The organism is Streptomyces spinoverrucosus, from assembly GCF_006539505.1.
GTDB classification, from domain to species: Bacteria; Actinomycetota; Actinomycetes; order Streptomycetales; family Streptomycetaceae; genus Streptomyces; species Streptomyces spinoverrucosus.
Genome location: NZ_BJND01000062.1, coordinates 31130 through 54796, shown reverse-complemented (window position 1 = coordinate 54796; position 23667 = coordinate 31130). Strand labels below are relative to the sequence as shown.

Genomic DNA, 23667 nt, shown 5'->3' with positions numbered 1-23667 from the left:
CCCCCTCCAGACCACCGGCCACCCAAGCCACCTCCAGACCACCGGCCACCCAAGCCACCTCCAGACCACCGGCCACCCAAGCCACCTCTAGACCACGTGTGGCGGCTGCCGCATACGCGCGTAGCTGCGGGCAGTCGTGCCGCTTGGGCGGCACGGGTGGGCGCAGCGGCACCGCGGGCACCTCAGCCACGCCAAGACCACGGCACCAGAGCCACCGCAAGACCATCGGCCGCCCGAGCCACCCAAAGGCCGCCGACCGCCCGAGCCGCCCCAAGACCACCGCCGCCCCACCCACCCCAGGGCCACCGGCCGCCCGAGCATCACCGACACACGATGGCCTGAACGTCACCAAGACCCCCGGCCGCCGAGCCTCACCGCACCCGCACCCTCCGCGGCAACCACACCGCCATAACCACCGCCCCCACCACCAGCACCCCCGCACTCGCCCGAAACGCCAAGGCATACCCCTCCGTGAGCGCCGCAGGCGCCCCGCTGCCCGCCGTCCGTGCCGCCGCGATCGTGGACATCACGGCGAGCCCCAGCGAACCGCCCATCACACGGGAGGTGTTGATCAGCCCCGACACCAGCCCCGCCTCCCCCGGCTCCGCCCCCGACATGGCCAGCGCCGCCAGCGGCGTCATCGCCAGCCCGGCCCCCAGCATCATCAGAATCCCCGGGAACATGATCGCCGTCGGATACGACCCCTCCACACTGATCGTCGACTGCCACCCGAACCCGGCCGCGGCCACCACGGTCCCCAGCACCGCCACGTTCCGCGCCCCCGCACCCCGCATCAGCCGCGGCGCGAGCTTTGAGCCGACCACCACGGCCAGCGAGCTGGGCACCAGGGCGAGACCGGCCTCCAGCGGCGTGTAGCCGAGCACGTTCTGCGCGTACAGCGTCATGAAGAACCACATGCAGAACATCGCGGACCCGCTCAGGAACATCGCCACGTTCGCCGACGCCACCGACCGCAGCCGCAGCAGCCCCAGCGGCATCAGCGGAGCCGCCGTACGCGCCTCGACCAGCAGGAACCCCCCGATCAGCACCAGCCCCGCCACCAACGGCACCAGCGTCGCCGCCGCCGTCCACCCCGCAGCCTCGGTCTGCGAGATCCCGTACGCCAGCGCCCCCAGCCCCGCGGTCACCAGCAACGCGCCCGGCAGATCCAGCCGCCGCCCGTCCCCGGCCCGGCTCTCCGGCAGCCACCACAGCGCGCCCAGCAGGACGACCGCACCGACCGGCACATTGATCAGCAGCACCCACCGCCACGACAACCCGTCCACCAGCAGCCCGCCGACCAGCCCACCCGCGGCCCCGCCCCCCGCGCCGACCGCCGTCCACGTCGCGATCGCCCGCGCCCGCGCCGCCCCCTCCGGCACCGCCGCCGTGAGGATCGTCAGCGTCGAGGGCGCCAGCACGGCCGCGCCCAGCCCCTGCGCCGCCCGCGCGGCGAGCAGTTCCCATCCCTCGCGGGCCAGGCCGCCGCCCAGCGAGGCCAGCGTGAACAGCGCGAGCCCGACCAGGAACATCCGCTTCCGGCCGTACAGATCACCGGCCCGCCCGCCGAGCAGCATGAACCCGGCGAAGGCGATCGCGTACGCGTTCACCACCCACTGCAACCCGTGGCCGCTCAGCCCCAGATCGGCGCGCATCGAGGGCAGCGCCACGTTCACGACGGACACATCGAGGACGACCAGGAACTGCCCGGAACAGGCGAGCGCCACCACCAGCCACGTGGGGGCGCGGCCGGTGCGACGGGATATGCGGGGATCGGGTGCGGCTCGGAGCATGCGGGCCATGCTCTCAACCGTGCCAGGGCCCGCGCATCGGGAATTGGGCCCACGATTCGTCGGCCCTGCGGCCTAGGCACGCTCTCCCCTGCCCTCCACCGGCCTACACACCTAATCCGTTTGCCTAAAGGCTTTAGGCAGATGCAGAATCGTATCAAGCAAATGAAAGGACACTTATGGCTGCCCGCGTAGGACTGACCCCCGAACGCCTCACCCAGGCCGCCGCCGAACTCGCCGACGAGGTCGGCTTCGACCAGGTCACCGTCTCCGCGCTCGCCCGCCACTTCGACGTCAAGGTCGCGAGCCTCTACTCGCACGTGAAGAACTCCCAGGACCTCAGGACGAGGATCGCCCTGCTCGCCCTGGAGGAGATGGCCGACCGCGCCGCCGACGCCCTGGCCGGGCGGGCCGGCAAGGACGCGCTGACCGCCTTCGCCGACGTCTACCGCGACTACGCCCGCGAGCACCCCGGCCGCTACGCCGCCGCCCAGCTCAGACTCGACCCCGAGACGGCCGCCGCCAGCGCCGGGGTCCGGCACGCCGCCATGACCCGGGCCATCCTGCGCGGCTACGACCTCACGGAGCCCGACCAGACACACGCTGTCCGCATGCTGGGCAGCGTCTTCCACGGTTACGTCAGCCTGGAGCTGGCCGGTGGCTTCAGCCACAGCGCCCCCGACGCGCAGGAATCCTGGTCCCGGATCCTCGACGCCCTCGACGCCCTCCTGCACAACTGGCCCACGGCCTGACCCGCAAGCAAGCCCCCCGAACCACAGGCAGAAGCACGCCCCGGAACCACAGGCAGAGGCCATGCACCCCACGCACCGCTGGATCACCACCCCCCTCACCCCCGCCCTCCTCCGCGGCGCCCTCGACGTCGAGCGCACCGCGCACGGCCTGCTCCCGCACCGGCTGCTCGCCGCCGCCCGCGCCCAGAACACCGACGGACAGCTCGCCATGGCCGAGGCCCAGCCCTCCGGCGTACGACTGGCCTTCCGCACCCGCGCCACCGCCGTCGAGCTGGACACGCTCCCCACCAAGCGGGTCTACGTCGGCGCCCCACCGCGCCCGGACGGCGTGTACGACCTGCTCGTCGACGGCCACCCGACCGACCGGGCCACCGCGTCCGGCGGCAACACCCTCACCATCGACATGACTACCGGTACCACCGAGCACCGCCCCGGCCCGCCCGGCACCGTCCGCTTCGGTGGCCTGCCCGACCGCGCCAAGACCGTCGAGATCTGGCTGCCGCACAACGAGACCACCGAACTCGTCGCCCTGCGCACCGACGCCCCCGTCGAACCCGCGCCGAACCCCGGCCGCAAGGTCTGGCTGCACCACGGCAGCTCGATCAGCCACGGCTCGGACGCCGCGAGCCCCAGCACCACCTGGCCGGCCCTCGCCGCCGCCCTCGGCGGTGTCGAGCTGATCAACCTGGGCCTGGGCGGCAGCGCCCTGCTCGACCCCTTCACCGCGCGTGCGATGCGCGACACCCCCGCCGACCTGATCAGCGTCAAGATCGGGATCAACCTGGTCAACGCCGACCTGATGCGCCTGCGCGCCTTCACCCCCGCCGTCCACGGCTTCCTGGACACGCTCCGCGAGGGCCACCCCACCACACCGCTGCTGGTCGTCTCCCCCATCCTGTGCCCCATCCATGAGGACACCCCCGGCCCCTGCGCCTTCGACTTCAGCGCCCTCGGTGCGGGTCAACTCCGGTTCCGGGCGGCGGGCGACCCGGCGGAGACGGCCGCCGGGAAGCTCACCCTGAACGTCATCCGCGCCGAACTGTCCCGAATCGTCGAGCAGCGCGCGGCCGACGACCCCCACCTCCACTACCTCGACGGCCGCGAGCTCTACGGCGAGGCCGACTACGCCGAACTCCCCCTCCCCGACGACCTCCACCCCGACGCGGCCACCCACCGCCGCATCGGCGAACGCTTCGCCGAACTCGCCTTCGCCGCCGACGGGCCGCTCACCCCGGGGACGTCACGGGGCTGACGCCGCATCAGTTCCCAATGAGAGGGTCAAGGATTCCTTAGGGACTCGAAGGACCGGAATAGTTGCCCGAGCGCACGTGGTTCATCGTGAACGTATCCACGATCTTCTTCGGCCTGGAGGCCCCCTTCAATGACGCTCACGACGACCGACCAGCCCTCCGGAAGAGCGAGCGGAGCCGTCGTCCCGCTGCTCGCCTTCGCGGGCATCGTTGTCGCGGTGATGCAGACCCTGCTCGTCCCGGTCATCAAGGACCTGCCGCAACTGCTGGACACCTCGCCCAGCAACGCCACCTGGGTCCTGACCTCCACCCTCCTCTCGGGCGCCGTGGCCACCCCGATCATGGGCCGGCTCGGCGACCTGTACGGCAAGCGGCGCATGCTGGTCATGAGCCTGACGGTGATGGTGGTCGGCGCGCTGATCAGCGCGGTCACCAGCGCACTTTTCCCGATGATCGTCGGCCGTACGCTCCAGGGCTTCTCGATGGGCGCGATCCCGCTCGGTATCGGCCTGATGCGCGACATGCTGCCGCGTGAGCGGCTCGGCTCGGCGATGGCGCTGATGAGTTCCTCGATCGGCGTCGGCGGCGGTCTCGCGCTGCCCGCCGCGGCCCTGGTGGCCCAGAACACCGACTGGCACGCCCTCTTCTACGGCGCCGCCGGCCTCGGCGTCCTCGCCATCGCCCTCATCCTCCTCGTCGTACCGGAGTCCCCGGTCCGCGCGGAGGGCGGCTTCGACCTGCTGGGCGCACTGGGCCTGTCCACGGGACTGGTCCTTCTCCTGCTCCCGATCACCAAGGGCAGCGACTGGGGCTGGTCGTCGACCACCACGCTCGGCCTGTTCGGCGCCGCCGCCGTGGTCCTGATCCTCTGGGGCCTGCTGGAGCTGCGCAGCTCCGCGCCCCTGGTGGACCTGCGCACCACCGCCCGCCGCGAGGTGCTGCTCACCAACCTCGCGTCGATCATGGTCGGCGTCTCCTTCTACGTCGTCTCCCTCGTCCTGCCCCAGCTCCTCCAGCTCCCCGCCGCCACCGGCTACGGCCTCGGCCAGTCGATGGTCGTCGCCGGTCTGTGCGTGGCCCCGCTGGGCCTGACGATGATGTTCACCGCGCCGGTCTACGCCCGCCTCTCCGCCCGCTACGGCCCGCGCACCACACTGATCATCGGCCTCCTCGTCATCGCCCTCGGCTACGCCGGCGGCCTCGGCCTGATGAGCGCCGCCTGGCAGACGGTCGTCACCTCGGTGGTCCTCGGCGCGGGCATCGGCCTCGCCTACTCCTCCCTGCCCGCGCTGATCGTCGGCGCGGTCCCGGCCTCGGAGACGGGCGCGGCGAACGGCCTCAACACCCTGATGCGGTCCATCGGTACGTCGGTCTCCAGCGCCGTCATCGGCATGGTGCTGGCGAACACCGCGAACACCGTCGGGGGCGTCGAGATCCCCACCATGCACGGCTTCCGCGTCTCCTTCCTGATCGCGACCGCCGCCGTCGCCGTCGGCCTGGTCCTCGCCCTGTGCCTGCCCCGCCGCCGCCCCGCCGACAAGCCGCAGCTGCGGGCGAGCAGCGAGGAGGACGCGAACCTGGAGCGCGCGATCGCGGCGCTGGGCGATTTCCGCGGCCGGGTCCTGGCCGCCGACGGCACACCGGTCGCCCGCGCCAAGGTCACACTGATCGACCGCCGGGGCCGCCACGCGGGCGCGACCGTCTCCGCCGAGGACGGCAGCTACACCCTCACGGTCCCGGCCGAGGGCTCCTACGTCCTCGCCACCCAGGCCACCGGCCACGCCCCCAGCGCCCACTCCGCAACCCACACCGGCGACACCCACCCGATCGACCTGGACCTCTCCCTGCCCGGCAAGGCGGTCACGGCCTGAACCCCCGTCTCCCCGCACGCCCGGTCACGGCATCAACCGCAGGCGCGGCAGCATGGGACAGACAGCCATGGCTGAGCCCACCCGCTACGTCCTCGCCACCCAGGCCACCGGCCACGCCCCCAGCGCCCAGTCCGCAACCCGCCGAGGCGGTGACGGCCTGAGCCCGCCTGAACCCCCGTCTCCGCACGCCCGTCACGGCATCAACCGCAGGCGCAGCAGCATGGGCCAGGCAGTCATGGCCTGAGCCCACCCGAGCCCCGGGTCACCGCACCAACCGCAGGCACCGCAACACGACCCAGCCCAGCCCCCTCTCCGCACCCCCGGTCACCGCATCGACCGGGGGTGCGGCAGCAAGCGCGAGGCGGCCACGCCCTGAGCCGCCCGCACCCCAGCCACCACATCGACCGAGGGCGCAGCCGCACGCGCCAGGCATTCACGCCCCGAGCCACCCGACACCCATCCCCACACCCCCAGCCACCACAACGACCGAGGGCACAGCCGCACGCGCCAAGCACACACGACCCGAGCCACCCGACCCCCGACCCCACACCCCCCGTCACCCCATCGACCGGGTGTGCGGCAGCATGGGGCGCCCAGACACACGTACGACCGGAAGGCCCAGCCCATGACCGCGGCGCCCAAGCCCGAGATCCTGGCCGCGTTCGAGGCGGCGAAGGGGTTCATGCCCACGGGTGAGGGGCTGGCCCTGTACGCGGCGGCCATGGAAGCCGCCCGGCTCGGGCTCCCCCTCCTTGAGGTCGGCACGTACTGCGGCCGCTCCACGATCCTGCTCGCCGACGCGGCCCGCGCGGCCGGCGTCACCGCGCTCACCGTCGACCACCACCGGGGCAGCGAGGAGCAGCAGCCGGGCTGGGACTACCACGACCCGGAGACGGTCGACCCCGAGGTCGGCCTGATGGACACCCTGCCCACCTTCCGCCGCACCCTGCACCGGGCGGGCCTGGAGGAGCACGTGGTGGCGTTGGTCGGCCGGTCCCCTCAGGTGGCGAAGGTCTGGCGGACCCCCCTCGGCCTGGTTTTCATCGACGGCGGCCACACCGACGAGCACGCCACCGCCGACTACGAGGGCTGGGCGCCCCATGTCGCGGACGGCGGCCTGCTCGTCATCCACGACGTCTTCCCCGACCCGGCCGACGAGTTCACCGGCCAGGCCCCGTACCGCGTCTACCTCCGCGCCCTCGCCTCGGGCGCCTTCACGGAGGTCTCGGCAACGGACTCGCTGCGGGTGCTGCGGCGCACCGGCGACGGGATCTGACCGGCCGCCACCCATTGAGACGTACAGAGAACCAGGTGTCGCCGTCCCGGCCGCTAGGGTGGCAGGCGTGTCGTACACAGGTCCGGAGTTCGATTCGCCCGCGCCCCGCCGCCGTCGCCGCGGGGCGATGACCGTCGCCGTCGCAGCCCTGGTGCCCGGCGCACTGCTCGGCTGGCTGGTGTACGAGGCGGTGGGTGACACCGGCGGATCGGGGTCGGGGCGTACGGAGGCCAAGGCACCCTCGACGCCCCAGGCGTCCCCGTCGCCCGCGTCCCCGTCGAGCGCGAAGCCCACCGCCTCCGCCACGTCCACCGGCGCCGAGCCCGCACCCGCCCCTTCCGCCGCGGCGCCACTCAGGGGCAAGGTCGTCGTCATCGACCCGGGTCACAACCCGCACAACTTCCAGCACACGGCCGAGATCAACCGCAAGGTGAACATCGGGACGAACTGGAAGGAGTGCGACACCACCGGCACGGCGACCAACGCGGGCTACACGGAAGCCGAGTTCACCCTCGACGTCGCCCGCAAGCTGCGCACCCTCCTGCAAGAGCAGGGCGCCACGGTGAAACTGACGCAGAACGGCGACCGGACGTACGGGCCGTGCATCGACGAGCGGGCGCGGATCGGCAACGAGGCGAAGGCCGACGCGGTCGTCTCCATCCACGCGGACGGGTCCGGGAAGGGCAACCGCGGGTTCCACGTCATCCTCCCGGCGTCCGTGCACGCGGGCGCCGCCGACACCCGGCCGATCGTCGCGCCGTCACGCGAACTCGGTGAGCGCATCGCAGGCAGCTTCGTCCGCGTCACCGGCAGCGCGCCCGCCAACTACGTCGGCGGCGGCACCGGTCTCGTCACGCGTCAGGACCTGGGCGGTCTCAATCTGTCAACGGTTCCGAAGGTCTTCATCGAGTGCGGCAACATGCGCGATAGCAAGGACGCGGCCCTGCTGATCAGCGGAGCCTGGCGGCAGAAGGCGGCGCAAGGGATCTCTGAGGGAATCGTGAGTTTCCTGCGCGGGTAGTGCCCGGCGCGATCATCCCGGCGGACAGGTCGTCCGGACGGACGATAGTGTCATCCCTACGATGAGGGGCCACCCCCGCGCTTCGCACCGGGGCCTTACGGCGACATGGTGACAGCGACGCCTCTACCGACGACGAGACGACCTACGAAGGACCTGAAGTGAATATCCGCTCCCTCACTCGAGGCGACGGCGTGGTGATCGGAGCAGCGGTGTTGCTGTTCATCGCGTCGTTCCTCGACTTCTACTCGTCCGACGGTGCGCCGGAGGGCCTGGACATGCCCAGCCTGTGGGGCAGCGGCCCGGTGCTGATGAGCGTCGTGCTGGCGGGCGTCATCGGCGCCGCACTCGTCGTCGTCGGCCGTGGGCTGCCGCAGGCCCCGAAGGTCGCGGGGCTCGACCTCGGTCAGTTCGGCGTCGCCTTCACGGTGTTCGCCGCGTGGAGCGCGCTCGGCAACGTCTTCGACCCGGCGAGCGCCGCCAACAACTTCGGCAGCGGCTCCTCCGACGGCCCCGACGCCGGTATCGGCCTGATCCTCGCCCTGGTCGCCACCCTCGTCATGGCCGCCGCCGCGATCGCCACCCCGCTGGTCCCGGCCCTCAAGGGCGCCCTCATCCCGGCCCCCCGTCCCGCCGCCCCCCAGCCGCCCTACGGCGGCCAGCCGCAGGGCGGTTACGGCTACCCCGGCGCCCCGCAGCCCGCCGGTTACGGCCAGCCGCAGCCGGGCCAGCCCGGTCAGCCCTACGGCCAGCCGCAGCCGCCCGCCGCCGACTTCTCGCCGTTCTGGTTCGCCGTGCCGGTGCCGCGCCCGCTGTTCGCGGAGGACGGCTCGCCCACCCCGATCGCCGAACTGGCGCCGGGCACCTGGTACCTGGCCGTCGAGCAGCGCGGTCCGGCGCTGGTCGCGCAGACACAGGACGGCCGCCGGGGTGTGCTTCAGGACACGACCGGTATCCAGCGCGGCTGACCTGCCCGCCGTACGTACGGCCCCTCGCCCTTCCGGGCGGGGGGCCGTTGTCGTACAGTCGTCGCCCCGCTCGGCTGACAGACCGTCAGGAGGCAGGCATGCGGCTCGGTCTCGCGCTCGGCTACTGGGGCCGTGGCCCCTCCCCCGACCATGTGGCGCTCGCGCGGGAGGCCGAGCGGCTCGGTTACGACTCCGTGTGGACCGCCGAGTCGTGGGGCTCGGACGCCTTCACCCCGCTCACCTGGATCGCCGCCCACACGTCAACCATCAAACTTGGCACGGCGGTTGCCCAGATGGCCGCCCGCTCGCCGACGACCACCGCCATGCACGCCCTCACCCTCGACCACCTTTCCGGCGGGCGGATGATGCTGGGGCTGGGGCTGTCCGGGCCGCAGGTGGTGGAGGGCTGGTACGGGCGGCCGTTCCCGTCCTCGCCGCTGACCGCGACCCGGGAGTACGTCGATGTCGTGCGGCAGGTGCTCAAGCGGCAGGCCCCCGTCGAGGTCGACGGGCGGTTCCACGCCCATCCCTACCGGGGCCCGGACGCTACCGGCCTCGGCAAGGCGCTCAAGCCGATCACCCACCCGCTCCGCCCCGGCCTGCCCATCCTCCTCGGCGCCGAGGGCCCGAAGAACATCGCGCAGACCGCCCGGATCGCCGACGGCTGGCTGCCGCTGTACTGGTCGCCGCTGCGCACCGATGTGTACGAGCCCTCTCTTGGGGGCGCTCCCGAGGGCTTCCTCGTCGCGCCCATGGCGCAGGCGCGGGTCTGCCGGGACGTCGCCGAGGGGCTGCTGCCGGTCAAGGCGATGCTGGGCTTCTACATCGGCGGCATGGGGCACGCCCGGCGCAACTTCCACGCCGAGCTGATGGCGCGCATGGGGTACGAGGAGGAGGCCCGGCGGATCCAGGAGCTGTTCCTCGCCGGGCGGCGGGAGGAGGCCGTGCGGGCGGTGCCGGACGCGTTCGCGGACGAGATCTCGCTCGTCGGGCCGCGGGAACGCATAGCGCAGCGGCTGGAGTTGTGGCGCAAGGGCCCGGTGACCGACCTGCTGGTGCTGGCCCCGGACCCGCACACCCTGCGGGTGCTGGCCGAGCTGAACTGCTGACGGCTCAGCGGAAGATGGCGACCGGGTCGAGGGTCAGTTTCTTCTGGCCCTCGTCCCAGGCCAGGACCTTGCCCAGGCAGCGGGCGGTGAACTTGCCGGTGTAGTAGTGGTCCTCGTGGAAGTCGCCACGGCCCTGGGCCTCGAAGCACATGATCTCCACGTGCGCGCCGGCGCCGTACGGGGCGCTGAGGCGTACGCCGTTCTCCTCCCGTTTCGCGGTGAAGCCGCCGGTGACGGAGACGTACGCCAGCCCCAGGGCGCTGAGGGGGATCTCCCCGTCGGGGTATCGGCGGCTCAGCCGGTCCGCGCTCTCCCGGTTGAGGACGAGGTCGCCCTCGATGAGGTCGGCGTCCACGACGCGGTCCTCCTTGCGCATGGCGTCCATGACGACGCCGATGACGTTCATGGGGTTGGCCTCGCGGAGGTAGGTGGTGACCTGCTCCCGGGTGACGCCGCGCTCCGCCTTGCCCATCCAGAAGAAGAGCCTGCCCCACAGCCCGTAGTTGTTCTGCACCTGGAGCCGGTGGGCGACCTCCTGGCTCAGGGACTGGGCGAAGCCGCCGACCTCGTAGATGTCCATGACGCGCTGCTTGTGCAGGTAGAAGCACATGTCGAGGTGTGTCCCGCCCGGCTTGCGCCGGTTGCGCAGGCGCCGCCATCCGTATCCGAGCACGATGGCGAAGCTCGCCGCCGTGGCGGCCCAGACGAGCAGCCACGGCCACCACAGGCCCCACCACTGACCATCAATGACACCCACGGATCTCCTTGAACGCGTCGGAGAGGGAGGAGAGGCCCGCGTCGACCATGCGGCCGCCGGTCGCGGCGGCGGCGCGCTTGAGGGCCGCCGCGTCGGCCTCTCCGAAATGGACGGGGAAGGTGGGCACCGCGTCGGCGTCGCTGCCGAGGGAGTCGTGGCGGCGCAGGAACTCCTCGTAGGTGATGCCCGCGTTGTTCTCGCCGTCGGTCATCAGCACGATCGCGACGGGCCGTGCGGGGTCGTCGCGTACGGCGTCGGTGGCGATGCGGTAGCCCCGGTCGAGGGCGGTCCATACGGCGGTGGCGTCGTCGTAACCGCCTTCGGCGACCAGCTGGTTGAGGGTACGGAGGTCGGCGTCGCCGCGCACGGTCACCGTACGCTCCTCCAATACCCGGCCGCCGAACCGGACGACGGTGAGCCGCTCGCCCCGGTAGAAGCGGGCGAACTTGCCGGTGGAGGTCTCGTCGGCGCCGCTCAGCCCGGCGAAGGCGGCGCGCAGGTCGGCCATCCGCTCGCCGCGCATCGACGTCGAGAAGTCGAGGACGAAGACGACCTGGTCGGCGGTGCGGCTGTTGGGGTCGCCGTAGTCGGTGATCAGCTGCTGGACGATGGAGAGGCTGTCGGGGAAGGAGAGCGCGTTGCCGACGTCCGTGCGCAGCTGCTCGGAGGGTTCGACGTCCTCGTTGACCGGGCGCCGGAAGGTGCGCTCCATGAGCTCGCGTTGGGTGTCGTCGCTCAGCAGCCAGTCCACCACCCTGCGGTACGCCGACCGCTGCTCCTGGTCGAGCAGCAGCAGCGGGAAGTCGGAGAGCACCATGCCGTCGTCGGGGTGCACGATCCGCAGGGGCTCGCCGCGCCGGTCGTCGGCGTTCAGCGACAGCAGCTCCGCCTCGTGCGCGATCACCGCGTTGGTGCCGCCGGGCTTGCTCAGGTAGGCGTCGATCAGGTCCCGGGAGCTGTCCGCGGTGAGGCTCTGGCCGGAGCGGAAGCCCCGCAGCCGGTCGCAGGAGACGTCCTCCTGGCGCAGTGCGCGTCCGGTGCCGGCGGCGGCGGTGGCGACGCCGACGAGCGCGGCGCGGCCGGTGTCGCTGCGCCGGGGGTCGGCCATCCCGAACCGTACGGTGCCGTCGGCGGCGGCGTCCGCCACGTCCGCCCAGGAGATCCGGCCCTCGGGGGCGGCCTTGCTCAGCTTGTCGGCGATGTCGGGTTCGAGGCCGACGACGACCGGTGAGCGCATGATCGGGGTGGTCTCGGGCCGGGTCAGGGCGCCCTCGGAGTCCTGGACGCGGAGCAGGAAGGAGCGGTCCGAGGCGAGCCACGCCAGGTCGTACCCCGGGCTGCCCGGGTACTGCCCTTCGAGGTCCGCGTCCGCCTCGTACTCCATCTCCAGCGCGACGCCCGTGTCCTCCTCCAGCTCGTCCAGCAGCGGCTCGATGTCGGCGAGTTCGGGGCTGGCGATGACCTGGAGGGTGACCGGGTCCTGGTCCTGGGTGCAGGAGGTAAGGCCGGCGAGGAGGACCAGGGTGAGCGAGGCCGTCACGGCGCGTACGAGCCTTGTCATGCAGAGCCGTCCGGGTTGGGCGGTGGGCAGTCGCCGACGTAGTTGATGATGTCCTGCAGGATGTCCAGGTCGGGTTCGAGCGCCTTGGTCTGGTCGCGGTTGGGGACCGGCTTCTGGATGCCGTGGTCCTGGAGGTACTTGTCCAGTTCCTCGCTGGCGCCGCTCTCACCGGAGAAGCGGATGCGGAAGCCCAGCTCCAGCGCCCGCCGGCGCAGCTCCTCGTCCTCCCTGATCAGCTCGACCAGCCGGTCGCCCTTGGGGCTGAGGGAGATGAGCTGCGGTTCGGTGAGTGCGTAGGGCCTGGGGTAGAGCAGGACGCGGTTGGTGTCCTGCTCGCCGTGCTTTTCGTGGTGGGCGATCTGGTGGGCCAGGTACTGGTGCTCGTAGATCAGGGCTATGGAGGCTATGGATTCGCCGAGGGCGGAGAAGTAGCTGTCGGCCTGCTCGTCGGCCCACATGCCCTGCAGGCTGACGAGGGGCTTGATCTTCGCGGCGACCCGGTCCACCTCCTCCTTGACGCGCCGGGGATTGTTGGGGTCGCTCGACCCCGGGGTCTTCTCGTTGTTGGCGACGAAGGCGAGCAGGCTCAGATAGGTGCCGGCGGAGTTGGACTCGCAGACGTTGGACGTACGTACCAGGACGCTGCCGCTGTTGCTGCGCTTTTCGCCGGTGACGGCTTTGAAGCCGATGCCGTTCCAGGTGTCCGCGTCGCTGCCCTCGCCGTCCCTGGGGTTGTTCTCGTCGTCCACGCCGTCGAGCAGGGTCATGAACTTCGCCATGTCGAGGTCGTAGTAGAGGGTCGGTTCCCCGCTCGTCGACGGCTGCCGTTTGGCCACGCCCGCCTTCACCAGGGTCTCCGCGTAGTCGCGGAAGCTGCCGAGGGCCAGCGGGGAGACGAAGGGGCGCACCGACTGCCCGGTGTCGTCCGGCCGGTCCAGGATCAGCTTCGCGGCGGGCTGACCGGACGGGAAGACGACGTCCAGGCCGTTCAAGGAGCGGGTGGCGATGCCTCGTGAGCCGAGGCGGCGTATGTCCACGCGGATGCCGTGCTTGAGTAACAGCCGTTTCACTTCGGGATCTTTGAAGTAGTCGGACTTGGACGCCATCCGCGACTCGATGACCGTGATCCGTTCGAACGGCCGGAGCGCGTTGCCGGAGATCAGCAGCGACAGCAGACCGGCGAGGGCGAGCGGCAGTGCGACGACAACGAGGCGCGGGATGCGGCGGTGTGTCGTTCTGCGGGTGGTGAGTCTGGGTTCCTCGGACAACGGCCCTCCTGCCGCTCAAGGGGGCAGGATCATCAAAGACCCCGTGGAACACCATTCCCCGGAGTGGTCAACTCCACCCGAACGTGGGGTAAATGAGTGGCTGCTGTGAGCGCGCGGCTTTCGGGTTTCAGCCACGCGTGCGCGGCAACCCGTAGGGCATGTCCCCCAGATATCGCAACGGTGCGAACCAGGCCGGGACGGTCATAGCGATCGTCGCCGACATCATGGCCCTCATCCTGGGCCTGTGGATCCTGATGTACCTGCTGGACGCCAACCCCGGCAACGACTTCGTGCAGTTCGTGCACGACGCGGCCCGCTGGCTGGCGGGTTGGTCGCACGACCTGTTCACCTTCGACGAGGCGTGGGCGAGGGTCGTGGCCGGCTACGGGCTGGCGGCGGTCGTGTACCTGTTCGTCGGCCACGCGATCGCGGGCCGCCTGCACCGCCAGCACTGACTGAACGCCGGTGAGCTGCACGCCCCCAGGGGCGCGGGGAACTGCGCGACCAGCCACAACCGAACCCGCACCCGCACCCGCCATACAACAGAACCCACCCGAGTTCTCAGGCGCAGCAGTCCGGGTCCAGCCCCGTCGGCAGGCGATCGCCGCCGAACACCGCGCAGGTCGCCTCATGGCCCCCCAGCGCGGCGACCGCGAGCAGCAGCGAGCCCGCCGTCCAGGTGGTCAGCTCACGTGGCCAGATCGCGTCGTCCTCGAACACGTAGCCCGTCCAGTACAGGCCGGTCGCCGGATCGCGCAGGTGCTGGATCGACTGCAGGATGTCCAGCGCACGGTCGGACTCGCCCATCGCCCACAGCGCCAGGGCGAGTTCGGCCGATTCCCCACCGGTTACCCACGGGTTGGGGACCACGCACCGCACCCCGAGGCCGGGAACGACGAACCGGTCCCAGCCCTCCTCCACCCGCGCCTTGGCCTCCGCACCGGTCAGCGCGCCGCCCAGCACGGGGTAGTACCAGTCCATCGAGTAGCGGTCCTTGTCCAGGAACCGCTCAGGGTGCCGGCGTATCGCATGCCGCAGCATGCCCACCGCCAACTCCCAGTCCGGCTGCGCCTCTTCACGCTGCTCGGCGATGGCGAGCGCGCAGCGCAGCGCGTGGTGGATGGACGAGCACCCGGTGAGCAGCGCGTCCCTGACGGCCGTGCCGTCCTCCTGCTGCTTCCAGCCGATCTGCCCGCCGGGCTGCTGGAGCCGCAGCACGCACTCGATGGCCGCGTGGACGACCGGCCACATGCGGTCGAGGAAGGTGTCGTCGCCGGTGGAGAGGTAGTGGTGCCAGACGCCTACGGCCGTGTAGGCGACGAAGTTGGTCTCGCAGCCCCGGTCGGTGACGTCGTCGTGCGCTCCGTCGGCGTAGGCCGCGTACCAGGAGCCGTCGGGGTTCTGATGGGTCGCCAGCCACAGGTACGCCCGCTCGGCGGCCTCGTGTTCGCCCGCCGCGTCCAGCGCCATCGCGGCCTCGACGTGGTCCCAGGGGTCCAGGTGGTGCCCGCGGAACCACGGTATCGCCCCGTCCTCCCGCTGCACGGCGAGGATCCCGCGGACGGTCGCGGCGGCCTGCTCGGCGGTGAGGACCCCGGGCAGGACGAGGTGTTCTGTCCGGGGAGTGGTCACTTGACGGCCGCCTCCTCGGCGACGCGCGGGAGGTGGGGCTTGGTCGCGTACGCCACGAAGCTCTTGCCGATCAGCGGGTTCAGCGCCTGCTCGGCGACGCGGGTCGCGAGGGGCTTCTTCATGATGTCCCAGACGAGCAGCTTGTGGTACGCCCGCACCGGCAGCGCCTTGTCGTTGTCGACGCCGAACGCGCACTTCAGCCACCAGTACGGGGAGTGCAGGGCGTGCGCGTGGTGCGTGCCGTACGGCTTGAGCCCCGCCTCGCGTATCTTCGCCAGCAGCTCGTCGGCCTTGTAGATGCGGATGTGCCCGCCCTCGACCTCGTGGTAGGCGTCGGAGAGGGCCCAGCAGACCTTCTCGGGCCCGTACCGCGGGACCGTGATCGCGATCCGCCCACCCGGCTTCAGCACCCGCACCATCTCGGCGAGGACGCCCTTGTCGTCCGGGATGTGCTCCATCACCTCGGAGATGATGACGACGTCGAAGGACTCGTCGGGAAAGGGCAGCGCGAGGGCGTCGCCCTCCATGGCGGTCGCGGTGGCGCCCTCGGGCGCCTCGCCCGCCTCCTTCATCGCCGCGAACCACGTGGCGACCTCGCGGATCTCCTCCCCGTTCCGGTCGAGCGCCACGACCTGCGCACCCCGCCGGTAACACTCGAACGCGTGCCGCCCGGCACCACAGCCGAGGTCCAGCACACGGTCGCCCGGGGCGAGCGGGAACCGGGAGAAGTCGACGGTCAGCACGTGGTCCTGCTTTCGCGGTAGACGCCGGTGGTACGGGTGGGGGTGGCTTCGGGGGGCGCGGGGGTGGGTGTGGGGCTCGGGGATACGCCGCCGGGGGCTCCGGCCGTGGCGCCTTCCGCCGGGGAGCCGCTGGACTTGCCGCTCACCGTGACCGCTTGCGAGACCCCGCCTGCTGTCGCCTCTTCGGCAAGGGGGCCGAGACTTGGGGCCGCGGGGCGGTCGAGGGCGGGACGGCTGAGGGCCACAGTGCGATCGACGCCGGGCCGCGGACCCGCGGAGCGCTCGGAGCCGGGGCTCGGCACCTGGTCCAGAGCGGCCGGGGAGTGGCCGGGCGTCTGGAGCGCGGGGCGGTCGAGGCGGGCCGCAAGGCGGCGTCGTTCCGGGCCCGCCACGCGACGCTGCTCCGAACCCGCAGCGCTCCGTCGCTCCGGACCCGCGGACCGGGCGATCTCCTCCCGGTACCGCGCCGCCGTGCCCTCCGCGGCGCGTGCCCAGGTGAAGTGCCGTAGGACCCGCTCGCGTCCGGCCGTGCCGAGGCGGGTGCGCAAATCCGCGTCGCCCAGGAGTCGGCCCAGCCCGGCGGCCAGCGCGCCCGCGTCGCCCGGCGGCACCGCGAGGCAGGTCTCCCCGTCCCGCCCGGCCACTTCGGGAATCGCCCCGCCGGTCGTGGCGACCAGCGGCGTGCCCGTGGCCATCGCCTCCGCCGCCGGCAGCGAGAAGCCCTCGTAGAGCGACGGCACGCACGCCACCTGCGCCGACCGCACCAGGTCGACGAGCTCGGCGTCGGAGATGCCCTTGACGAACTCGACGGCGCCTTCGAGCCCGTACCGCTGCACGGCCTGCGCCACCGGCCCCTCCGTGGGCCGCTTCCCCACGACGACGAGGTGGGCGTCGGGATGCTCGGTGCGCACCTTCGCCAGCGCCTCGACGAGGAAGACCAGCCCCTTCAGCGGCACGTCCGCGCTGGACGTCGTAACGATTCGCCCCGGCACCTGCGGCACGGCCGGGTCGGGCGAGAACAGGTCGGTGTCGGCGCCGACGTGCACGACGTGGATGCGGTCCGGGCGGACGCCGAGATGGTCGACGATCTCCTGCCGTGACGTACCGGAGACGGTGAGCACGGACGGCAGGCGCCGCGCCACCCGCTTCTGCATGCGCGTGAAGCCGTACCACCGCTTCACGGAGAACCGCCGCTGCCAGCCCTCCGCCGCGTCCAGCTCCAACTGCCGGTCCACGGTGATGGGATGGTGGATGGTCGTCACCAGGGGCGCACCGACGTCTCCCAAGAGCCCGTACCCGAGCGTCTGGTTGTCGTGCACGACGTCGAAGTCGCCGCGTCGGGCGCGCAGATGGCGGCGCGCCCGCAGGGAGAAGGTCAGCGGCTCGGGGAAGCCGCCGGTCCACATGGTCGCGACTTCGAGGGCGTCGATCCAGTCCCGGTACTCGTCGCGCCCGGGCGTGCGAAAGGGGTCGGGCTGGCGGTACAGGTCGAGGCTGGGCAGTTCGGTGAGGCTGAGGCCGTCGTAACCCTCGTCGAGGACGGGATAGGGCTGTGCGCCGATGACCTCGACGTGGTGGCCGAGACGGGCGAGTTCGCGGGAGAGGTGCCGGACGTAGACGCCCTGGCCGCCGCAGAACGGGTTTCCCTTGTACGTGAGGAGCGCGATACGGAGCGGTCGCAAGCCGTCGGCCGCGGGTCCCGCCGGGGGGCCCGCCTGACTGGCCTCAGCGGTCACTCTGGGCCCCCTTCTCCCTGCACTGTCCCGCGACATTACGCCGGGACGCTAATCTAGAACAAGTTACAGACTTGATCGTTCAAGAGGCTCTGAATCTACCGGCAGGTAGGCCCGCTGTGAGCAGTGGATCAGGTGATTCACGCCACGGCACGCCGGGGCACGCGGCGGCGGCCCGGGCCTGCCATGCTGTCTGATCGCACGCCCTCACGGACTGTCACGAAACGGGACCTCATGCCAGCGGAAGCCAAGGCGGAAGCCAGTAGCGCGCGACCCGCCACCCCCGCCACGCCGCCCCTCACCGAACGGCAGGAGGCGCGCCGGCGCCGCATCCTGCGGGCGAGCGCGCAACTGGCCAGCCGGGGCGGTTTCGACGCGGTGCAGATGCGGGAGGTCGCGGAGTCCTCGCAGGTCGCCCTCGGCACCCTCTACCGCTACTTCCCGTCCAAGATCCATCTACTGGTCGCCACCATGCAGGACCAGCTGGAGCACATGCACGGCACACTGCGCAAGAAGCCCCCGACGGGCGAGACGTCGGCGGAGCGGGTCGCCGAGACGCTGATGCGCGCCTTCCGCGCCCTGCAGCGCGAGCCGCACCTGGCCGACGCGATGGTCCGCGCCCTCACCTTCGCGGACCGCAGCGTGAGCCCCGAGGTGGACCAGGTCTCCCGGCAGACCACGGCGATCATCCTGGACGCCATGGGCCTGGACGACCCCACGCCCGCCCAGCTCTCCGCCGTCCGCGTCATCGAGCACACCTGGCACTCGGCGCTGATCACCTGGCTCTCGGGCCGCGCCTCCATCGCCCAGGTCAAGATCGACATCGAGACGGTGTGCCGGTTGATCGACCTGACGGCGCCCGACGCACATAAGTGACCCGGACACACAGAAGCGACCTACGAGACGGGTTCCCTTCGCCGGTATTGCCCGGATCAGGTGGCTGGGGGTCGCCTTCCAGTCATAAGACCTTTCGGTCCTATAACCTTCGGGCCTCTCAGCCCGACCGTCGACGTCGGCACCAGCGGAAGCCGAAGCCTCTCGCCAGAGTCGGCTACTCCGGTCGAACTCCCTCACTCGCCTCGTAGGCCTGTTATCAGACTAGAACACCTGCCCGTGAAGAACACCCCCTAGGCGCTGATTTTTACCAAAATGTCCCGGCGGCCCCGCAGCCACACCGGCCGCCGCGACGAGCGTGCGAAACAGCAGGAGGATGAGAGACGAAAAGCACCTTTTGTGACACGTGTGGAGGCGAGTCCCGATGCCGATGTACCTCTTCAAGGTCAGGCTGACCGTGAACGGCCTTCAGGGCCTGCTCAAGGAAGGCGCCACCGCACGGCGTGCGGTCATCGAGCGGACGGTCCAGGACATCGGGGGCCGGCTCGAATCGGTCTACTGGGCCTTCGGCGACGACGACGTCTTCATCACGGCGGAACTGCCGGGCAACACCTCCGCCGCGGCCCTGGGTCTCGTCACCTCGGCGGCCGGTGGCGTCCGCACGAGTACGGTCGTCCTGCTGACGGCTGACGAGATCGACGAGGCGGCCCGGCAGAAGGTGAACTACCGACCCCCCGAAGCCTGACCCGCCACGCCCCCAGGGCCCCGTCCGCCCCTACCTACTACCTACTCCTCCTACCTACTCCTCCGGCGGAAACACCGCCTCCCCGCTACCCAGCACCGTGACCGTGATCGCCTCGACGGGGCAGTTCTCGGCGGCCGCCAGGATGCGTTCGCCCGCGTCCGTCTCCGGTTCGGTGGGGTGGGACTGGCGGCCCGTGTCGAGGTGGAAGGCGTCCGGGGCCCGGTGGACGCACTGGGCGGAGCCGATGCACAGGGAGCGGTCGACCTGGACCTGCCAGCGATCACCCATGGCCCCTCAGCCCTCCCAACCGGCGGGCAGATGGATCATCTTGTGCTCCAGGTACTCGCCGTAGCCCTCCGGGCCGAACTCCCGCCCCAGACCCGAGTTCTTGTAGCCGCCGAACGGGCCCAGCATGTCCAGGCTGAAGGTGTTCACCGAGTACGTACCGGTACGGACTTGCCGCGCCACCTCGATGCCGCGCTCGACGTCGGCCGTCCACACGCTGCCGCTCAGCCCGTACTCGGAGTCGTTGGCGATCTTCACGGCCTCGGCCTCGTCGCCGTACGGCAGCAGGCAGATCACCGGGCCGAAGATTTCCTCGCGGGCGATCCGCATCGAGTTGTCGACGTCGCCGAAGAGGGTCGGTTCGACGTACCAGCCGCGCTCCAGGCCCGCCGGGCGCCCGCCGCCCGTGAGGATCTTCGCGCCCTCCTCCTGGCCGATGCGGATGTAGTCGAGGTTGCGCCGCTGCTGCCGCTGCGCGACCAGCGGCCCCACCTGCGTCGCCGGGTCCAGCGGGTCGCCGACCACGAGCGCGCTCGCGGCCGCCGCGAACGCCTCCGCGAACTCCTCGTAGCGCGAGCGCGGCAGCAGAATCCGCGTCTGCGCCACGCACGCCTGCCCGTTGTTCATCCAGGCCGCCGGCACGATCCCGGCGACGGACGTCTCCACGTCCGCGTCCGGCAGTACGACGGCTGCGGACTTGCCGCCCAACTCCAGCGTGACGCGGGTGAGATGGCGTGCCGCCACCTCCATCACGCGCTTCCCGGCCGCCACCGACCCGGTGAACGACACCTTGTCGATGCCGGGGTGCCCGACGAGGTACTCACTCACCTCCCGGTCGGCGGGCAGGATGGACAGCACGCCGTCCGGCAGCCCGGCGTCCCTCGCGATCTCGCCGAGCAGATACGCGTCCAGCGGCGATTCCGGCGACGGCTTGAGCACGACCGAACAGCCGGTGAGCAGCGCGGGCGCGAGCTTGGCGGCGGCCACGAACTGCGGGACGTTCCAGGGCACGACGGCCGCGACGACCCCGACCGGCTCGCGCCGCACGAGGATCCGCCCGAGCACGCCGTCGCGCGGCTCCTCGTAACGGAAGTCCCGCGCGACCCTGATCGCCGCGTCCCAGACCATCATCGCGCCGAGCGCCTGCGCGAGGACGCTCCAGGAGTACGGCGATCCGTTCTCCGACGAGATCACCCGGGCGATCTCCTCGTGCCGGGCGGCGATCCCGTCCTTGATCCGCCCGACGACCTCGATCCGCTCGTCGAGGGACATCCGCGGCCAGGGCCCCTCGTCGAACGCCCGACGGGCGACCGCGACCGCCCGGTCCACGTCCTGCGCGGACGCGTGCGGCACGCGCCCGATGACCTCCTCGGTGTGCGGCGAGACCACCTCGATGACGTCCTTGCCCAGGGGGTCGGTCAACTCCCCGCCGATGAACAGCTGTCCGTGTTCCACGAGCTCGGTCATGGCGACTGCCCTCCCGGCCTGACGGTGTTTCAGAACTGATACCAGTTCTAGTTATAGTGGGCAATGGCGATGGGGTCGTGGGGGCTTGGGGTGGAGGGCAGATGCGGATGAGCAGCAGCCGGGCCGAGGGATCCAGGACACCGGTCTACGACCACGGCGGCGGCGTACGGTCCGTCCAGGTCCCCATCCCGGACAACCCCCTCGGCCACACCCTCGTCTACGTCGTCGACACCGACGCCGGTCCGGTACTGATCGACACCGGCTGGGACGATCCGGCGTCCTGGGACACGCTCGTCGCCGGGCTCGCGGCGTGCGGGACGTCGGCCGCCGAGGTCCATGGTGTGGTCATCACCCACCACCATCCCGACCACCACGGCCTGTCCGGCCGGGTGCGGGAGGCGTCGGGTGCGTGGATCGCGATGCACGCGGCGGACTCGGCGGTGGTACGACGTACGCGTGAGGCCCGTCCCGAGCACTGGTACTCATACATGGCGGACAAACTCACCGCCGCCGGCGCCCCCGAGGCCCATGTGGCGCCCCTGCGCACCGCCCGCGGCCCCCTTCCCGGCCTCTCCCCCGCCCTCCCCGACCGCGAGATCATCCCCGGCGAACTCCTCGACCTCCCCGGCCGCCGCCTGCGCGCGATCTGGACGCCGGGGCACACGCCGGGCCACGTCTGCCTGCACCTGGAGGAGCAGCACCCCTCCCAACTCCCCGGCCACGGCCGCCTGTTCTCCGGCGATCACGTCCTGCCCGAGATCACCCCGCACATCGGCCTGTACGAGGACCCGGACGACACGACGGTCACCGACCCGCTCGGCGACTACCTCGCCTCCCTGGAACGCATCGCCCACCTCGCGCCCGCCGAAATCCTCCCGGCCCACCAGCACCCCTTCACCGACGCCCCCGCCCGCGTACGGCAGTTGCTCACCCACCACGAGTCCCGCCTCACCGGCCTGTCCCGGCTCCTGACCGAACCCCTCACCCCCTGGCAACTCGCCGAACGCATGGACTGGAACCGCCCGTGGGCCCAAATCCCGTACGGGTCCCGCAACATCGCCGTGTCGGAGGCGGAGGCCCATCTGCGCCGCCTGGTGAAACTGGGCCGGGCGGAGGCGGTGCCCGGGAGCGGTCCCGTGCGGTACGTGGCAGTCTGAATCACTCAGTGAGTCGGCTTCGTTTCTCGCCGCGGGGGGTTCGTATGGTGTGGGCGCCGCTGCGTCGTCGGAGGGCCGTGACGTTGCTCCCCGTGCCGGGGCCCTGCGCGCTCGGTCGGCACACGGTGCACACCGAACGGCTGCTGCTCTACACCCCGGAGACGCAGCTGGACCTGCTCGCGGCGATCGCGGCCGGGTCGGACGCCGAGGCCCAGCGGTGGCTCGGGATGCGCGGCGAGGAGGTCGTGGCCGACGCCCGGCTCCGCGAGACCCTGCTGCGGATGCGCCCCGGCGACAACGACCGCAAGATCCGCCGGGAGCTGCTCGTGGCCTTCGAGCCCGGCACCGAGGCAGCCGAACTCCTGGTCGGCGTACGCCGCGACAACGGCCGCTACGCCGCTGCCCTCCAACTCGACCACACCACCGGCCAGACAGGCGGCTGGCTCGCACCGCACGGCCGCGGCCAGGGCCTCGGCGCGGAACTGTTCGCCGCGGGCGCCCTGCTCGGCCACAGCCACTTCGGCATGGACACCGTCCACGCCGGAACCGAGGCGACGAACGCGGCCTGCCGGGGCGCCCTGCTCCGCGCGGGCTTCGTCCCGGCCGAGGGACCACCCACGCACACCCTGCGCGACGGCCGGGAGATCGACTCCACATGGTTCCGCCACGGGTCCGGCCCGGTCGCCCGCTGCCGTGCGGCGGGCGTGGCCCAGTCCCGCGTCTAGGCAGCCCGGCATGTCCACGGGGACTCAGCTGTTTCTGCGGCTGCTGATGCTCGCGGTCGCGGTACTGGGACTTGTCGTGTGCGCGGACCGGGTCGACATCCACGGGCAGGCTGTCCGGCTGTACCGGAAAGCCGCCCTGTGCCCCGCCGGAACGTACTGGGAGACGGCCGGAGACTGCGTCGCGCGGACCGTCGCCGAGGTCGTCGACAGGAGTTGGCGCGAGTCGTGCACCACGGACAGCAACGGGCTGCGGAGCTGTACCACGTACTACAGCGTGCGGATCCGCTTCGGTGAGCGTGAGGATGAGCGTGAGGAGTGGCTGGACGTCGACGAGGACACCTATCGCTCGGCGCGGCCCGGAGACCGGGCGGACCTGCGGATCTGGCACGGAGAAGTGGTCCGGATGGTGACGCGGGGCCACACCGAGATCTATCTGACCTCCTCCGAGTTCGCCTCCCTCGGCTGGCTGGTCCTCGCGTGGCTGCTGGCAGGGGCGGCCTTGCTGGCCCTGTTCGGGCCGTGGTTCTTCCCGCTGCTGGGAGGCTGGCTCTTGCTGACCGTGCCGTACCTGATGGTCGCGCACCAGCTGCTCGGGCTGGAGTCGACGGGGGTGGTGGGCTGGAGCATCGCGGTGGTCCTCACGGGGGTGGGGGTCTGGCTCATGTGGCGGGCGGGCGACTACGTGTACTGACCGCGCTCGAACACATGGACTGGAACCGTCCCTGG

Annotated in this window: 23 protein-coding genes; 14 read left to right on the top strand and 9 right to left on the bottom strand. The window is 71.5% G+C overall.

Going from position 1 to position 23667, the window contains the following annotated elements:
* Window positions 1-371 precede the first annotated feature (371 nt).
* Window positions 372-1793: a DHA2 family efflux MFS transporter permease subunit gene (locus tag SSP24_RS33300; protein ID WP_373306694.1), complete on the bottom strand. Its 1422-nt coding sequence runs from the start codon at window positions 1791-1793 to the stop codon at window positions 372-374.
* A 176-nt stretch (window positions 1794-1969) separates the two neighbouring features.
* On the opposite strand from SSP24_RS33300, the gene SSP24_RS33295 reads away from it, so the two are divergent.
* The 8 genes from SSP24_RS33295 to SSP24_RS33265 all read left to right on the top strand — a co-directional run bounded on the left by SSP24_RS33295 (window position 1970) and on the right by SSP24_RS33265 (window position 10034).
* A complete protein-coding gene (locus tag SSP24_RS33295; RefSeq protein ID WP_141313701.1) occupies window positions 1970-2542 on the top strand; it encodes a TetR/AcrR family transcriptional regulator in 573 nt (190 codons plus the stop codon).
* Between the two features lie 61 nt (window positions 2543-2603).
* Window positions 2604-3794 carry a GDSL-type esterase/lipase family protein gene (locus SSP24_RS33290; protein ID WP_141313700.1) on the top strand — a complete coding sequence of 397 codons (1191 nt, stop codon included), beginning with the start codon at window positions 2604-2606 and terminating at the stop codon, window positions 3792-3794.
* A gap of 129 nt (window positions 3795-3923) precedes the next feature.
* Window positions 3924-5663: an MFS transporter gene (locus tag SSP24_RS33285; RefSeq protein ID WP_141313699.1), complete on the top strand. Its 1740-nt coding sequence runs from the start codon at window positions 3924-3926 to the stop codon at window positions 5661-5663.
* 67 nt (window positions 5664-5730) lie between these two features.
* Window positions 5731-5907 (top strand): hypothetical protein, encoded by a 177-nt coding sequence (locus SSP24_RS43125; protein WP_167529770.1) that lies wholly within the window; start codon window positions 5731-5733, stop codon window positions 5905-5907.
* Window positions 5908-6288: 381 nt separating this feature from the next.
* A complete protein-coding gene (locus SSP24_RS33280) occupies window positions 6289-6939 on the top strand; it encodes a class I SAM-dependent methyltransferase (protein WP_141313698.1) in 651 nt (216 codons plus the stop codon).
* 67 nt (window positions 6940-7006) lie between these two features.
* Window positions 7007-7960: an N-acetylmuramoyl-L-alanine amidase gene (locus SSP24_RS33275; protein ID WP_141313697.1), complete on the top strand. Its 954-nt coding sequence runs from the start codon at window positions 7007-7009 to the stop codon at window positions 7958-7960.
* 158 nt (window positions 7961-8118) lie between these two features.
* Complete coding sequence (locus SSP24_RS33270) at window positions 8119-8925, top strand: DUF5336 domain-containing protein (protein WP_141313696.1); 807 nt, start codon at window positions 8119-8121, stop codon at window positions 8923-8925.
* A 98-nt stretch (window positions 8926-9023) separates the two neighbouring features.
* On the top strand, window positions 9024-10034 hold the full coding sequence (locus SSP24_RS33265; protein ID WP_141313695.1) for an LLM class F420-dependent oxidoreductase: 1011 nt from the start codon (window positions 9024-9026) through the stop codon (window positions 10032-10034).
* Between the two features lie 4 nt (window positions 10035-10038).
* On the opposite strand, the gene SSP24_RS33260 is transcribed toward SSP24_RS33265, so the two are convergent.
* The 3 genes from SSP24_RS33260 to SSP24_RS33250 are packed head-to-tail and all read right to left on the bottom strand — an operon-like array spanning window position 10039 to window position 13620.
* Window positions 10039-10791, bottom strand: a complete 753-nt coding sequence (locus tag SSP24_RS33260) for a hypothetical protein (RefSeq protein ID WP_141313694.1) — start codon at window positions 10789-10791, stop codon at window positions 10039-10041.
* A complete protein-coding gene (locus tag SSP24_RS33255; RefSeq protein ID WP_141313693.1) occupies window positions 10778-12352 on the bottom strand; it encodes a VWA domain-containing protein in 1575 nt (524 codons plus the stop codon). The genes SSP24_RS33260 and SSP24_RS33255 overlap by 14 nt, the downstream gene beginning before the upstream one ends.
* A complete protein-coding gene (locus tag SSP24_RS33250; protein WP_141313692.1) occupies window positions 12349-13620 on the bottom strand; it encodes a hypothetical protein in 1272 nt (423 codons plus the stop codon). The genes SSP24_RS33255 and SSP24_RS33250 overlap by 4 nt, the downstream gene beginning before the upstream one ends.
* Window positions 13621-13778: 158 nt before the next feature.
* Between SSP24_RS33250 and SSP24_RS33245 the strand changes: the two genes are divergently transcribed.
* Window positions 13779-14075, top strand: a complete 297-nt coding sequence (locus tag SSP24_RS33245; protein WP_141313691.1) for a hypothetical protein — start codon at window positions 13779-13781, stop codon at window positions 14073-14075.
* Window positions 14076-14181: 106 nt separating this feature from the next.
* On the opposite strand, the gene SSP24_RS33240 is transcribed toward SSP24_RS33245, so the two are convergent.
* From SSP24_RS33240 to SSP24_RS33230, 3 genes are read right to left on the bottom strand one after another with little or no spacing between them, the layout of a single operon-like run.
* Window positions 14182-15252 carry a prenyltransferase/squalene oxidase repeat-containing protein gene (locus SSP24_RS33240; RefSeq protein WP_141313690.1) on the bottom strand — a complete coding sequence of 357 codons (1071 nt, stop codon included), beginning with the start codon at window positions 15250-15252 and terminating at the stop codon, window positions 14182-14184.
* Window positions 15249-15995 (bottom strand): class I SAM-dependent methyltransferase, encoded by a 747-nt coding sequence (locus SSP24_RS33235; protein WP_141313706.1) that lies wholly within the window; start codon window positions 15993-15995, stop codon window positions 15249-15251. Before SSP24_RS33235 ends, SSP24_RS33240 begins: the two co-directional genes overlap by 4 nt.
* Window positions 15989-17731: a glycosyltransferase family 4 protein gene (locus tag SSP24_RS33230; RefSeq protein WP_167529769.1), complete on the bottom strand. Its 1743-nt coding sequence runs from the start codon at window positions 17729-17731 to the stop codon at window positions 15989-15991. Before SSP24_RS33230 ends, SSP24_RS33235 begins: the two co-directional genes overlap by 7 nt.
* 231 nt (window positions 17732-17962) lie before the next feature.
* On the opposite strand from SSP24_RS33230, the gene SSP24_RS33225 reads away from it, so the two are divergent.
* A complete protein-coding gene (locus tag SSP24_RS33225; protein ID WP_141313689.1) occupies window positions 17963-18604 on the top strand; it encodes a TetR family transcriptional regulator in 642 nt (213 codons plus the stop codon).
* A gap of 382 nt (window positions 18605-18986) precedes the next feature.
* Window positions 18987-19307, top strand: a complete 321-nt coding sequence (locus tag SSP24_RS33220) for a GYD domain-containing protein (protein WP_141313688.1) — start codon at window positions 18987-18989, stop codon at window positions 19305-19307.
* A gap of 54 nt (window positions 19308-19361) precedes the next feature.
* On the opposite strand, the gene SSP24_RS33215 is transcribed toward SSP24_RS33220, so the two are convergent.
* On the bottom strand, window positions 19362-19595 hold the full coding sequence (locus SSP24_RS33215; RefSeq protein ID WP_141313687.1) for a ferredoxin: 234 nt from the start codon (window positions 19593-19595) through the stop codon (window positions 19362-19364).
* 6 nt (window positions 19596-19601) lie between these two features.
* Complete coding sequence (locus SSP24_RS33210) at window positions 19602-21059, bottom strand: aldehyde dehydrogenase (RefSeq protein ID WP_141313686.1); 1458 nt, start codon at window positions 21057-21059, stop codon at window positions 19602-19604.
* 107 nt (window positions 21060-21166) lie between these two features.
* Between SSP24_RS33210 and SSP24_RS33205 the strand changes: the two genes are divergently transcribed.
* The 3 genes from SSP24_RS33205 (at window position 21167) to SSP24_RS33195 (ending at window position 23632) form a co-directional block, all read left to right on the top strand.
* The gene (locus SSP24_RS33205; protein ID WP_141313685.1) at window positions 21167-22216 is read left to right on the top strand and encodes a Strvi_7410 family MBL fold metallo-hydrolase; all 1050 of its coding nucleotides are present in this window, start codon (window positions 21167-21169) and stop codon (window positions 22214-22216) included.
* Window positions 22217-22293: 77 nt separating this feature from the next.
* Complete coding sequence (locus tag SSP24_RS33200) at window positions 22294-22941, top strand: GNAT family N-acetyltransferase (RefSeq protein WP_229865161.1); 648 nt, start codon at window positions 22294-22296, stop codon at window positions 22939-22941.
* Window positions 22942-22951: 10 nt separating this feature from the next.
* Window positions 22952-23632, top strand: a complete 681-nt coding sequence (locus SSP24_RS33195) for a hypothetical protein (RefSeq protein ID WP_141313683.1) — start codon at window positions 22952-22954, stop codon at window positions 23630-23632.
* Window positions 23633-23667: the final 35 nt, after the last annotated feature.